The organism is Lysinibacillus sp. fkY74-1, from assembly GCF_053165895.1.
Window position 1 is genome coordinate 136,275 of the sequence record NZ_CP170173.1, and the last position, 13,779, is coordinate 150,053.

At 38.0% G+C, this 13,779-nt stretch carries 14 protein-coding genes and 1 pseudogene; 6 read left to right on the forward strand and 9 right to left on the reverse strand.

The features are described from left to right. Positions 1 to 20 precede the first annotated feature (20 nt). From ACE1MS_RS00695 to ACE1MS_RS00725, 7 genes are all read right to left on the reverse strand, one after another. Positions 21 to 968 (reverse strand): N-acetylglucosamine kinase, encoded by a 948-nt coding sequence (locus tag ACE1MS_RS00695; RefSeq protein ID WP_036160585.1) that lies wholly within the window; start codon positions 966 to 968, stop codon positions 21 to 23. After that, positions 965 to 2,479, reverse strand: a complete 1,515-nt coding sequence (argH, locus tag ACE1MS_RS00700) for an argininosuccinate lyase (RefSeq protein WP_012292418.1) — start codon at positions 2,477 to 2,479, stop codon at positions 965 to 967. Before argH ends, ACE1MS_RS00695 begins: the two co-directional genes overlap by 4 nt. A 27-nt stretch (positions 2,480 to 2,506) precedes the next feature. Continuing rightward, positions 2,507 to 4,228, reverse strand: a complete 1,722-nt coding sequence (locus ACE1MS_RS00705) for an ABC transporter permease (RefSeq protein ID WP_289449985.1) — start codon at positions 4,226 to 4,228, stop codon at positions 2,507 to 2,509. A gap of 12 nt (positions 4,229 to 4,240) precedes the next feature. Continuing rightward, positions 4,241 to 5,311: an ABC transporter ATP-binding protein gene (locus ACE1MS_RS00710; protein WP_289449987.1), complete on the reverse strand. Its 1,071-nt coding sequence runs from the start codon at positions 5,309 to 5,311 to the stop codon at positions 4,241 to 4,243. A 95-nt stretch (positions 5,312 to 5,406) separates the two neighbouring features. Then, positions 5,407 to 6,513 carry an extracellular solute-binding protein gene (locus tag ACE1MS_RS00715; RefSeq protein ID WP_031418061.1) on the reverse strand — a complete coding sequence of 369 codons (1,107 nt, stop codon included), beginning with the start codon at positions 6,511 to 6,513 and terminating at the stop codon, positions 5,407 to 5,409. Between the two features lie 199 nt (positions 6,514 to 6,712). Then, positions 6,713 to 7,630 carry an EamA family transporter gene (locus ACE1MS_RS00720; protein ID WP_206700860.1) on the reverse strand — a complete coding sequence of 306 codons (918 nt, stop codon included), beginning with the start codon at positions 7,628 to 7,630 and terminating at the stop codon, positions 6,713 to 6,715. 15 nt (positions 7,631 to 7,645) lie between these two features. Beyond that, positions 7,646 to 8,209: a GNAT family N-acetyltransferase gene (locus tag ACE1MS_RS00725; RefSeq protein ID WP_031418063.1), complete on the reverse strand. Its 564-nt coding sequence runs from the start codon at positions 8,207 to 8,209 to the stop codon at positions 7,646 to 7,648. Between the two features lie 145 nt (positions 8,210 to 8,354). Between ACE1MS_RS00725 and ACE1MS_RS00730 the strand changes: the two genes are divergently transcribed. The 5 genes from ACE1MS_RS00730 to ACE1MS_RS00750 all read left to right on the forward strand — a co-directional run bounded on the left by ACE1MS_RS00730 (position 8,355) and on the right by ACE1MS_RS00750 (position 11,830). After that, positions 8,355 to 9,302, forward strand: a complete 948-nt coding sequence (locus ACE1MS_RS00730) for a carbohydrate kinase family protein (protein ID WP_012292424.1) — start codon at positions 8,355 to 8,357, stop codon at positions 9,300 to 9,302. Between the two features lie 20 nt (positions 9,303 to 9,322). Further along, positions 9,323 to 9,754: a protein-tyrosine phosphatase family protein gene (locus ACE1MS_RS00735; RefSeq protein ID WP_012292425.1), complete on the forward strand. Its 432-nt coding sequence runs from the start codon at positions 9,323 to 9,325 to the stop codon at positions 9,752 to 9,754. Positions 9,755 to 9,966: 212 nt separating this feature from the next. Next, on the forward strand, positions 9,967 to 10,170 hold the full coding sequence (locus ACE1MS_RS00740) for a PLDc N-terminal domain-containing protein (RefSeq protein WP_012292426.1): 204 nt from the start codon (positions 9,967 to 9,969) through the stop codon (positions 10,168 to 10,170). Beyond that, positions 10,167 to 11,051 carry an ABC transporter ATP-binding protein gene (locus ACE1MS_RS00745; protein ID WP_012292427.1) on the forward strand — a complete coding sequence of 295 codons (885 nt, stop codon included), beginning with the start codon at positions 10,167 to 10,169 and terminating at the stop codon, positions 11,049 to 11,051. The genes ACE1MS_RS00740 and ACE1MS_RS00745 overlap by 4 nt, the downstream gene beginning before the upstream one ends. Then, positions 11,048 to 11,830 carry an ABC transporter permease gene (locus ACE1MS_RS00750; protein WP_099806272.1) on the forward strand — a complete coding sequence of 261 codons (783 nt, stop codon included), beginning with the start codon at positions 11,048 to 11,050 and terminating at the stop codon, positions 11,828 to 11,830. Before ACE1MS_RS00745 ends, ACE1MS_RS00750 begins: the two co-directional genes overlap by 4 nt. A 205-nt stretch (positions 11,831 to 12,035) precedes the next feature. On the opposite strand, the gene ACE1MS_RS00755 is transcribed toward ACE1MS_RS00750, so the two are convergent. Continuing rightward, positions 12,036 to 12,482 (reverse strand): GNAT family N-acetyltransferase, encoded by a 447-nt coding sequence (locus tag ACE1MS_RS00755; protein WP_031418066.1) that lies wholly within the window; start codon positions 12,480 to 12,482, stop codon positions 12,036 to 12,038. Positions 12,483 to 12,680: 198 nt separating this feature from the next. Next, positions 12,681 to 12,899, reverse strand: a pseudogene (locus ACE1MS_RS00760) (MerR family transcriptional regulator); the annotation flags it as partial. A 159-nt stretch (positions 12,900 to 13,058) separates the two neighbouring features. Between ACE1MS_RS00760 and ACE1MS_RS00765 the strand changes: the two are divergent. Further along, a complete protein-coding gene (locus ACE1MS_RS00765) occupies positions 13,059 to 13,763 on the forward strand; it encodes a CBS domain-containing protein (protein WP_012292431.1) in 705 nt (234 codons plus the stop codon). The last annotated feature ends 16 nt before the right edge of the window (positions 13,764 to 13,779 follow it).

The window sequence follows — 13,779 nt, forward strand, 5'->3', positions numbered from 1 at the left end:
GACATAAAAAAGGGCAGGACTTATAAACAGTCAGAGGCCCTTTTTGTTCGTTCAATTAAATAAGCAATTGGTGGCTGCTCACAAAGAGAAATGGAAACCTGCGGATAGGTTAATGCTAAAATATCTGTAAATGTTTTTAAAATAAGTGGATTATGCTTGATGGCACCTCCATTACAATATAGAGGAAACAGTCCATTCTGATAGCCTACTTTTTTTAAGACCGCTTTTGCTAAAAAAGCTAATTCTTGAGCTGCCTGTCGGGATATATGAATGGCACAAGCATCCTGTTGTTCAACGGCTTGAGCAACAAATGATCCCATCTTGGCTAACTGTGCATTTGTATAGGATGGATGAAATAACCATTCAGCCAGCTCGGTTACATTTTGTATACCTAAAGAATGAAAGACAGCCTCCTTTAAAATGGTTGTCTCACCTCGACCATCCTCCATTTTAAAGATGGCTCTTACCACCTCTTGCCCTAGCCAAAAACCGCTACCTTCATCCCCAGCTCGGTGTCCCCATCCACCAGCACGAACCATTTGCTGTCCATCATAGGCGTAAGCAATAGCTCCTGTTCCAGCAATAAGTAATGCACCTGCCTGTCCAGCGGTCACCCCAAGTAGTGTGGCTTCAGCGTCATTTTCAATAATAAGATTAGCAATAGAAAGCTGTGTGGCTGATAGGGCATTTTGAATAATGGCTGTAACCATTTCCTTGTCTTTTGGTGAATCAATACCAGCTAAGGCAAAGGTAGCTACAGCAATTTGAGAGCCGGCATGTTTTTGTAAAAAAGTATCTACCTTTGCTAAAAGCTCTTGTAATATTGCTGTAGCTGCTTCCATACCAATGGCTTGATAATTGGAGCCCTTTGTTGAAGCTGAATATTCCATAATACCAGTTTCTGCGTGAACGACTGCACATGCCGTTTTTGTCGCACCGCCATCAATAACTAGAAGCCATTTCATCATTGGCTCCATTCCTCAAGAAAGACTGTTAATTCTTTCTCCGCTTCAATAATGGAGTTTTCCTTTAATTGAATCCATTCATAAAGATTTTTCGTATTCATTTTTGCCTGTTCAAGTGCCGCTTTCATTGTGGCTGGAGCTGGACCACCTGGTAGTGTACGAACACCAACAAAAGATTCTGGTTGTAAGGTTTTATAAAAGTCCTCTTCTGAAATATTTAATTCTTTTCCTGTAATTAATTTAGATTGAGTATTAACGAGTCCCCATGTAAGGCTTGCTAGTGATTCCTCACTATGTGCAAGTAATACTTTAATACACTTACTAACAATGCTATGTGCTTGGCGGAAGGAAATATCCTCTGAACGTACTAATGTATCAGCCAACTCGGTAACATTAGCAAAGCTATTCTCTGCACGATTTCTTAATTTTTTTTTGTTCACATCCATTGTGACAACAAGTGAGCCAAATAATTTATAAATCCCAACTAAGCGGTCGATGGCACGCCATAAATAGGGTTGCATATCATCCTCAGTATCTACAATATCTCCAAACGGTGTATTATGTACCATCTGTAACACAGTGCTTGCATCTCCAACAACAGCCGATAGTAATGAACGGGTATGCTCAATTGAAACAGGGTTACGCTTTTGGGGCATAATAGAGCTTATTTGAACATATGGACTTGCGAGAGTGAAGGCATTGAACTCCTGGGTAGCCCATAATAAAAAATCTTGTGAGGTACGACCAAGGTTGAGTGCCGCAAGCTGTACAATACTTGCTGCTTCAGCAATATAGTCAGCCCCTGCCACTGCATCCCACGCATTTTCGATAATATCGTCGAATGCCAACAAATCGCGCATTCGTTCTCGGTTTATATTAAACCCTGTTGTAGTTAAGGCTGCAGCCCCCATACTGCTACGGTTAACAGTTTTATAGACGTGCTGCATGCGCTCAAAATCTCGTTCAAGCTGGTCGATGACAGCCTTTAAATAATGGGCAAAGGTTGTAGGCTGAGCCTGCTGCGTATGTGTGTAGCCAATCATAATAGTATCTACATGCTCCTCAGCTGCAGCGATTAAATCATCTCGCAATGTTAGTAGCTCTCGCATTAATAGCAGCAATTTTTGTCTGAGTGTCATACGATAAATGGCGATGCCCATATCATTACGACTTCGTCCAATATGAAGATTTCCAGCAACATCACCAGCAAGCTCTATTAATTTATTTTCAATGCGGAAAAATAAATCTTCGTATTGGGGGCTATAATCTTCTAAACGATAATAATTTAAATCTATTTTCTTTAGTGCTGCCCCAATCTGTTTCGCTTCCTCTTTTTTAACAAGTCCTTGTTCCTCTAACATTTTTAAATGAGCTATATTGATTTGAAGCATAATAGTTAGAAAATTTTTCTTTGCCTCTTCATAAGCTGGCTGTAACACAATTTTCCGATAGATGTTAGAAGGGAAAATCATCCCATCTTCCTGCTGCGTTTTGTTGCGAAAATCTTCAAACATTATCATGGCCTCCTAATAGATTAGCAGTTAAATAGCTGTACCAGCACTGCCTTTTGATAGTTTTTCAGAAATAATAAGGACAACTAAAATTAAGCAAATTTGTAAAACACCATAGGCACAGGCGGTCCCAAACTTAAATGCATACAATTTTTGAAATATAGCAACAGACAATGGAATAGTAGATGTACTGTATATAAGGATGGATGCAACAAATTCACCAAAGCTTTGTACTAGGGCTAATAGTGTCCCCGCTAATATTCCGGTGAATGTTAATGGTACGACGATACGTCTAAATGTATACCACCAATTGGCTCCTAATCCCCGTGATGCCTCTTCAATTGACGGATCCAGTTGTACAAGAGAGGCAGATGTTGACCGAAAAACAAGTGGCAAATGTCGGATGAAATAGGCTAATGGCAAAATCCAAAATGTACCGATTAATACTTGATTAAAGGCAAAGATGTTTTCCGTGCTAAAGGCGGCGATTAAATTGACTGCCACAACTGTCCCTGGTAAAGCCCAAGGTACCATTATTAACATATCGAGCAATGTCTTTCCTTTAAAATTTAAACGGACCATCGCATAAGCGGCGGCAACACCAAAGATCATATTGCCAAATGTTGCGACGATACCCATCTGTATAGAATTCCAAATAGGTCGCCATGTACGCTCATCGGTAAAAAGGGCCATGTAATGATCCAATGTATAGTCTGTAGGGAGTATTTGAGTCTTCCATGCCCCATCAACAGAAAAGGATATTAATATCAGCACTAATATTGGTAAAATCAAAATCAAAGTGCCGATAAAGGAGGCAATAGTTGCCGCTATTTTTATTTTCTTGGAGGATACCTCCGAGCGGTGGACACTGATCCCTTTACTGAGATTTTGATAATTTCTGCGATTTTGATACCAACGCATTATAATTAAAAATGTAATAGAGACAAATGACAGTATCATCGACTGAGTTGCAGCCATCTCAAGATTGCCATTAGTGCGCGATAAGTAGATTTGCATGGTCATAGTTCGTTCCACACCAAACATTAAGGGTGCTGTGTAAGAGGCCATGGATATCATAAACACTAATAAGGAGGAGGCAACAATGGAAGGGGTCAGCATGGGTAAAATAACCTTTGTCCACACGCGAATACGCCCTGCACCTAAACTAGTTGCAGCTTCCTCAAGAGCAGGGTCTAGCCCCTTGATGGCAGCTGATGCGGTTAAATAAAAATAAGTATACATGGTGAAAGTATGAACAACGATGACTCCCCAAATGCCTTTCAATGAAAAAGGTACATGATCTAAGCCGAATAAATGCTGAAAGATTCGAGGGAAAATACCACTATCTCCGTATAAAAAGGAAAAGGATAGCACACCGACTAGGGGGGGGAGTGCCATAGGGACCAATACTAAAATGGCAAGTATTCGTCTCCCAGGGAAGTTATAGCGTTCAAGTAAAAAAGCCATAGTTACCCCAACGATAGCGCAGCATAGGACGCTAATAATAGAAATATAAATACTGGTCCACAAAGCCTCTAAATTTGCTGGGCTTGCTAAATTGAAAAATTTTTTATAGTGAAGGAACCGTTCATCCCCAGCAAAGCTTTGAGTAAATGTTTGATAGAAGGGATAGACGACATAGGCGAACAACACTAAAAATAATGGCGATATTAATACATAGATAAACCAATTGGAATGAAAAATTCGTGTCCGTATACTTTCTTGAGAAGCATTGGCAGTTTGCTTTTTCATATTGGCTTCCTCCTATTCCCCTAAAAAATACAGCGAGTCATGTGAAATAGTAATGGTAATATCCTCGCCAATCTTTTTTATTTGGTCATAAGAATTAATAAGCATTACTTTAAGGGAAAAGGCGTTGCAATCTACAATATAATTGACGCTAATGCCTGTAAATTCAACAAAGGTTATTTTTCCTGTTAATGTATTATCCCCAGTCCCTAAATGAATAGATTCTGGACGAATTGAAATAAATACTTTGTCTCCAATCATATGCGTTAATGCTGGAGAGCTCTGTTGCTTTCGCCCAGTAAAAATATGTCCATTTGCTGTTTTCACTTGTAGTTCTTCGTCTTCCATTGCTTCTATTGTGCCTTCAATTAAATTGGTTTCGCCAATAAAGTTAGCTACAAAGCGATCTACAGGTCGGTGATATATTTCCTGAGGAGTCCCAATTTGCTTGATATAGCCGTTTTCCATGACCATGATTCGGTCAGACATCGCCATGGCCTCCATTTGATCATGGGTAACATAAATCGTCGTGACACCAAGCTCAGATTGAATTCGTTTGATTTCAATACGTGTTTCCTCACGTAATTTTGCATCTAAATTGGATAATGGTTCATCAAGTAATAAAATATCTGGCTCAATGACTAGTGCTCGAGCCAAAGCTACCCGCTGCTGTTGCCCACCAGAAAGCTCATTTATTTTTCTGTTTCCGTAATTTGACAGTTTTACTTGTCCTCTAATTCGATCAACCTTGTGCTGGATCTCTACTTTAGAAAATTTACGAACCTGTAAACCAAATGCGATGTTTTCATCAACGGTCATATGGGGGAAAAGGGCATAGTTTTGAAATACCATACCGATATTGCGTTTATTGGGCTGAAGCCGAGTGACATCTTGTTCATCAAATAGAATCTTACCTTTAGTAGGATAATAAAAACCAGCAATCATTCTTAATGTAGTGGTCTTGCCACAGCCGCTAGGGCCGAGAAAAGTGAAGAATTCACCAGCTTTTATTTCGAGATCTACATCTTTCACACCATACAACTGACCAAATTGCTTCGAGACATTTTCGATTGTGACTCTTTTCAATAAAAAGCTCCTCTCTAACAAAGGATTCATAGCTATATAGGGGATGAGATTGTAGATGAAAATCCACTAAAAAAGCTGGATTTTCACCCGAATACTTATTTACCACGGCCTTTAATATTGTTATCCCAGTATTCCATCCATTCAGTCTCTTTGTCAGACATTTGCTGCCAGTCTATATCGAATGTTTTTAAATCTAATTCTTGATACCACTCAGGCATGGAGGCCTTATCGATATCAGATCGTGTAGGAATTTGATAATAATCATTTGCTAATTGTGTCACCATCTCTTTTTCAAATAAAAATTCGACAAATAGTTTGGCATTCTCTAGATTTTTCGCATGGTTGACAACTGCAACACCATCTACCAAAATAGGTGCTCCGCTTTTTGGATAAATATAATCAAAGGGATAATCAGTTGTGTATTTTTTTAATAAAATATCTTGTAGATTCCACAAGGAGACACTGCCTTCTTGTCGTGTTAGCTTTAAGTACAGAGCATTAGGATCTTGCGTATATTCCTTCGTATTAGCATCTAATTTTAATAGCCATTCATAGCCTTTATCAGGTGAGTGGGCATCTTGTCGTACAATCATTGAAGAATATATGGTGCGCATTGTACCTGAAGCTAGTACGCCCCGAATTAAAATTTGATCCTTCCATTTAGAATCCAGGAGGTCATCCCAATCCTGTGGTCCATCTTCCTTTGTCAATAAATCACTATTGATCATAATGACCTCTGGTAGCAGCATCTCTCCAAACCAGCGGCCTTCTACATCTTTATGTGTAGCATCAATAGAGTCGATAAAGCTAGGCTGCCAGGCATGTAATAAGTCTTCATTTGCCCCAACGATAAGGGCTGATTGTGTGCCACCCCACCAAAAGTCAGCTTGAGGATTAGCCTTTTCGCCACGTAAACGCTCTAAAATTTGCTGGGCTCCCATTGTTAGAAACTCTACTTCAATGTCTGGATATTTTTTATTAAACTGGTCGATTACATTTTGCACCATTTCTTCGTCACGCCCTGTGTAAATAACAAGCTTACCGGATGGCGTTGTTGCCGCTACTTCTGTTTTGTCGCCATCTGTCGTTTTATCGTTATTGGCAGCATCATTTGTAGTTTTTTGGTCATCATTCCCGCTACATGCGGCTAAAACAAACAATATAAACACAAGGAAAAAACTAAGAATATGTGTTTTTTTCATCCACTTCCCCTTTCTTAAAGTAAGGTACTTACATAGTGCAGTATAATACGAAGGGGTAACTTTAATGTTAGAATTTTTAAAAAATTACTTTTTCCTTTATCATAACGAAGTGCCAATCCATTAGCAACGGGATTTCAGTAACATTCAAAAAAACTCCTTAAAAAGGAATACTTCCATTTTTAAGGAGTTGTCTAGCTGTTTAAGTTTGTACATCCAATAAGCTATCATTTTGTCGCCTTTGTGCAATAATTGTCGGCAATAACATACCAACTATTACTAGAACAATCCCCATAATTTGCAATGCAGTTAAAGGTTCATGTAGGACAATAACGGAAACGGTAACCGCAACAGGTAATTCGATCGCGCTTAAGATGGACGCGAGTGCACCACCAATTTTCGGAATGGCAATGGAGAATAAGTATATAGGTAAAATGATACCGAATAAACCGAGGGCTAATCCGAACTTCCATAAGCCTTCCATAAACAATTTGCCGTTCCAAATCACTTCTGGACTTAAGAAAATACTAATCATCATAAGGGCTACAAAGGAAACAATTAATACCCTTGATGTGGTTGTAACACCTTCTACTGGTCGAGAGTTGAATTGAATGAAGCAGGCAAAGGTAACGGCAGCAGCAAAGCCGAATAACCACCCTTGGAGAGGGATTCCACTTAAATCAACATTTAAAACCCCGGCAGCTAAAATCGTTCCTACAAATAAGATGATGATAGAAATTACTTCAGGTCGACTTGGTAATCTTTTATGTAGAGCACAATCAATTAACAAACCAATCCATGTAAATTGGAACAGCATTACTACCGCAAGAGAAGCGGGTAAATATTTGAGAGATTCTCCGTACACTATACCTGTGGTCCCGGTAAAAATACCAGCGAATAATAATATAAATATGCCTTTTTTAGATGGCTTAGGTAGTTTTCTATCTGTCAACATAAACACAACTAAAACGAGTATAAAGCCAATAATATATTGGCTCGATACAGCCTCAGCAGATGTAAAGCCATGCTGCATCGCTACTTTGACAATAGTCGACAAAATTCCGTAGCTACTAGAGGCAATTACAATCAAAAGAGGATAAATTAAATTTGTTTTCTTCAATACAATCTTCACTTCCTAAAACTGTTTCACCATATGATGAAATGGTTCATCGATAATGGACCATGGCTCAGTTATAACAAAGCCTAAACGTTCATAAAGACGACGAGCATCTTCTTTTTGAATTTCTACATTTAAGGATAACTTTGTATAGCCACGCTGCTTTGTCAGCTCTTCAGCATATTGTAAAAGTAATGTGCCAATGCCTTTACCTCGTGCTTCTGGTGTTACACAAACCGTATCGATATAAGCTTCATCTTCGTGGGCTTCTTGATCGACGATGATGGATGGAGCATTTTTAGCCTCTAACCATTTCACTAGGTTAGCGTCCATAGCAATGGCATGTGAGCCGTAATAATAAACGAGAATTCCTAATATTTGCCCATCTTCCGTAGCGACATAGGTATTTAAATAAGAATGTCGATTGTCATCTCGCTGAAAAAGAGTTGTCAGTTCTTGATGAACAGCTTCTGTCGATTGCTCGCCAGTTAAACGATTAGCAATATCACCAATCGCATCAATAATTAAAGGCACAACGGCATGGGCATCTTGTGGTTGCGCTTGTCGAATTGTAATACTCATCTTGAAAATCCCTACCTTTCTATAGGCAAGTATAACAAAGTTAATGGATGACACAAATTTTCGGACATACTCTCAAAAGTTAAACCTTTATAGAATGACAATTTTCGTGTTAATCTATAATGACTAGACTTTCAGGAGGACAATCATGACGAAGCAAGATAAGGATTTTATTTTAGTCTATGGAGATGCATTTATTGACTATATTGCTGATGATGTAACAAATACATCATTTACAAAATATATGGGTGGTGCAACAGTGAATGTTGCAGCAGGTATTAGCCGAATTGGGGCGCCTTCTGCCTTAATTACAATTACAGGGGATGATGAGGGTTCTCAGTTTGTGCGTGATGGGCTTGTAGAGGAAGGTGTTAAGCTGGACTATGCCATATTTGACCCAGCTAAGCGAGTAAGCGGTGTTTATGTGCATTTGACAGAAGCCTGTGAACGAATTTTTAAAGATTATGTGGATGAAACACCTGATTTACAAGTGGAGCCACTACAGTTAAATGAAGCCGCATTTAAACATGCTTCTGCTTTAACGGTATGTTCAGGGACCATGTTCCACCCGACGGCTCTAGCAACAACTCGAGCTGCTGTAGAAATGGCGAAGGACAAAGGTGCAATCATTGCGATGGATGCGAATATTCGTCCATTACGCTGGAGTAGTGAAGAAATTTGTCGAGAAACAATTACGTCGTTTTTTGAGGATGTAGATATTTTAAAAGTAACAGATGATGAGTTATTCTTCCTGACGGAAACGACTAGTTTAGAAGAAGGAATTGAACAATTAAGTAGCTATTTAGTGCCTATTATTTTAGTAACAGTAGGAGAAAATGGCACTTATGCCGTGCTGAATGGAGAGGTCATCCATGTACCAACTGAAAAAGTGATACCTGTGGATACTACTGGTGCAGGGGATGCATTTATGGCAGGGGTATTACGTGATGTTCATTACAATGGCTTACCTACAACAAAAGAAGAGCTTGTTCGCTGTACAAGCTTCGGCAATAAATTAGGAGCATTCGCAGCAACAAAGGCAGGAGCTTTAACGGCTTTACCATATTACGAGGATATTAAGCATTTACTGAAATAATCCTATGGAGTGTGACCAATATGGAAAAAAACTATGATGTTTTAGTAAAGGATCAAATCTTCTTTGGTGGTGCAAAAGATGCAGAGACGGCTTTTGAGCAAGAAGCTGTAGATGTTGTAATAGATGTTCGTGTGCAGGGACTTACTTCAGAAGAGCAAGGGGCCATTTCTTATTCATACAAGCATATGCCAATTGCAGATGAAGAAATTGCGGTAGCATCATCTATTCAGCATGTAGCTAAGGAAATTGCTTCGTCCTATGAGGCAGGACAGAAGGTGTATGTTCACTGTGGAAGTGGCGGTGGTCGTGCTGGTGTAGCAGCTACTGCTGCGCTAATAGAGCTAGGGCTGGCTAATTCCCTAGAGGAAGCGGAGGCAGCGGTCAAAAAGGCTCGTCCACAAGTAACAATTCGTCCTAAAATGGAAGAGGCTCTACAAAAACTTTATAAATAAAGGTAAAGATGTACTGATTAAGGTACATCTTTTTTGTTTTTAAGAGAAACAGCGCGTATAGAAGATAAATAAGAGACTACATTATCCTTTGAAAAATAGCGAGAATATTTAGGAGAGCTGTTTTAGAGTTTGAAAAAAACAACAATTTTGTTCTATACATGTTAGAACAAAATTGTTATAGTTAATGTATAACAACTAATGGGGTGATCTGTATGATGGAGGAATTAGCAAAAGTTCCATGGGCAGTGATAGCACCGCTCATCGTCGTTCAATTAATATTAATGATCGTAGCACTTATTGATTTGCGAAAAACACATGCAACAAATGGACCTAAAATTTTATGGGTATTTATTATTTTATTTACAAATATAATAGGGTCAATTGCGTACTTTATAGTTGGGAGAAAGCAGGCATGACAACATTACTTCAAGTAACTGGTTTGACCAAACGATTTGCAGAGCACAATGTTGTAGATGATGTTCAATTTATGTTAGAGGAAAAGACTTCAACGGCGTTAATAGGGCCAAATGGTGCAGGTAAGACAACCACATTATCCATGTTAACAGGGCTCTTAACACCGACTGCTGGAAGTGTGAAAATGCTAAATGGGGACTTACGTGAAAATATAGGTTTTTTACCCCAATATCCACAGTTTCATCCTTGGCTAAGCGCATTAGAATTTACTGAGATGGCTGCTCGGTTAAATGGTGTATCAGCAAAAAATGCTAAATTAGAAGCGCAAAAAACATTAGAGTTTGTCGGGCTAGGAAATGCCCAACATAAAAAAATAGATACTTTTTCTGGTGGGATGAGGCAACGCCTTGGTATTTCCCAGGCAATTGTGCATAAGCCAAAATTACTGTTATTAGACGAACCTGTTTCAGCATTAGACCCTGTTGGTCGTAGGGAGGTTCTTGATTTATTAAAAGGCTTACAACAAGAGACAACCATTTTATATTCAACTCATATTTTAAACGATGCGGAAGAAATGACGGATCAGTTGTTATTCTTACAAAATGGAAAACTAGTAGAGCAAGGAACATTACGAGAGGTACGACAACGTTTTGATGAGCAAAATTATATAGTTGAGTTCTCTAGTGAGGAAGAGGCAAAGCTTTTTGCAAGCTCGACTGATCATGTAGTAGGCTGTTATGTCTATATTGAGATATTGAATGAGGAGCCAACGATGAGGGAGCTGCTCCATCGTTTAAGTAATTGTCCTTATACAATAAGAAAGGTAGAACGACAAACAGCATCGTTGGAAGAAATTTTCATGAAGGTGGCGAAAAAAGCATGAGAGGATTCAATGTACTTCTACAAAAGGAATTTAGAGAGGCATGGCGAAGCTGGAAATTTTTGTGGATACCTCTTGTGTTTGCACTGCTGGGAATGAATGACCCCCTAATAAATTATTATATAATGGATATTTTAAATGCTGTTGGAAATGTGCCAGAAGGCTTTGAAATGTTGATGCCCGAATTAATGCCCGTTGACCTATTACAGGCATCTATAGGACAGTTTCAAACGATAGGGTTATTGGTGATAATGGCTTCTTTTGTGGGGATCATAAGTAAAGAACGTGCAAGTGGTATGGCTACCTTATTATATGTAAGGCCGATTTCCTTTGGAGCCTATTTTATGAGTAAATTTATTGTGATGAGTGCAGTTTGTTTTGTGAGTATTTTAGCAGGCTTTGCAGCAAGTGTGTATTACACTAGTATTCTATATGGAACATTAGAAATTGGACCTTTGCTTGCGAGCTTTTGTACGTATTATGTTTGGTTGTTATTTGTAATTGCTGTCACATTAATGATGAGCGCTAGTTTTAAAACGATTATAGCTACTACATGTGCCTTTATGGTTATCTTTGGCGGACAAATAGTCGATATGGTAGTAGGCCTATTCTGGACTATATCCCCATGGAAGCTAGCAAACTTTGGACCTTTACTAGTCCGTGGAACAATGGAGATGTCTGATTACTGGTGGAGTTTAATCATGACATTAGCACTGATAATTCTTTGTATTTGCTTGGGAATCATCATGATGAAAAAAAATGCAGCTATGACTAAAATTTAGAAAATATAGGACGGAAAATCTGGTACGTACTGATTTTTCCGTCCTTTTGTGTTAGAGTATTCCACCATTAATAAGCAGGATAAGCCCAACAAAGAGCATGATCCTAATAACGTTGATAAAGATCATAGAAAAGAGCGTATTTTGAAAAATGATTGATCAAATTTACTTTAAAAAGACTATTAGTCATTAGGGTAAATTCATGTGCTTACAAGGAATACTTAGCTAATTGTTCTCCCCAAGATGATAATTCAGTCTCAATAAATCCTGCTCTTTTATAGGCAAATTTTGCTGTAAGATTTTTAGGATCATATCCAATCATGATAAAAGGAATGTTTGCATGATTATTTTTCCTTATCTCTTCTATAACCAGATATATAGCTTGTTTGCCTATACCTTTACCTTGAAATTTTTCGTCAATCATTAGTCTATAAATCCAATAATTATTGTCATCAGGGTCTATTCCAAACATAGTAAATCCTATCATTTTATTATTAAGATAAATACCTTTTGCAAAGAAATTATCTAGAAACTGAACTTCTGCGATAGAATAAAGGTTGGATGCAATAAATGCTTGTTGTTCCTCTTTAACAGATAATCTAATTGCTTCTTCCCAATTACTTTTGTCAATAGGCTTTAAACAAATTTCCTTCAATTTGGTACTCTCCCTTTGAAGGGGAAACACGTAGTTTATGGGCTATTGAAACGCTATCCCCTTGTTTTTATGCCCAATCAAGTATAAATAATTTCTCATCGACAACGCCTCCTTAAAAGTACAGTTAATTACAAATTTATTATATTATATACAATTAAAATATGCCCTCAAGCTCTCTTTCAATGGCTGAAGTGTTCTTTAATACCGAGTATAGCCCTCTAGAATCCTTTGCTCCACTATAAGAAAAGCAAGTTGTTGATCTATGCTTGCCTCCCACTCCCATGTAGTATTAAGAAGCGCTTGAATTTCCTTATCTCCTTTAATTTGAATCCTAATGTTTAAATTTAATTCATGCTCACTGTAAACCCTATGTCCATCATTTGTCTTACTTGCTGGGAAAAATAGTCCATTTTCTTCGTAATAACGTAACTTTCAAGGGAGAATGTAAAAATAAATGACAGCAAAAACTGCGTTCTTGGAATATTCATAAATTAGGAATATAATGGTTGTGTAACTAAAAATTTGTCAAATAACTCGGAAAATACATAAAGTTACTAAGAAAGAAGGTACTTAAAAGTGGAGACTGAAAATTCCGATCGTTTCCTGACAGCATTTAATCGAATAGACCATAGATTACGAGATATTGTAGGTATAAAGGATTTTACGCCCTTTTATCGACTCATTGATCAAGCGAAGAAAAAAGAGGTATTAGTGAAGAAATACGAAGATGATTTACGGTCATACGCTGATTTGCGAAATGCAATTGTCCATCATCGTACTTCTATTAACTATGTAATTGCAGAACCACATACGGATGTAGTTGAAAGAATTGAATACATAGATGCTACGCTCGCTAAGCCTACTCTTGTCGGGCAAATGTTCAGAAAGAGAGTATTAGTTTTTCAAGAGAATGATTCCCTTAAACATGTGTTAAAGGTTATTCACCAACGAAAATATACGCAGTTTCCCGTTTATTTTAATAAACAATTTAGAGGCCTTATTACAACTGTAGGAATCACGAATTGGCTTGCCTCTAAGATGGGTGGCGACTATTTACCTAAAGGGATTCCTACGTTGCATGATATTTTAATGCATGAGAAAAATAGGGTGAATTACAAATTTGTTAGCAGGTACATAACGATATATCAAGCAGAAGAGATTTTTAAACAAGGTGTGGAAAGGGGTAGGCGTTTTGAGGCATTACTAATCACTGAGCATGGCAAACCACATCAAAAATTAATAGGAATCATTACACCGTTAGATATTGTAAAAATTGATTAAAAAAACGAGACAAGCA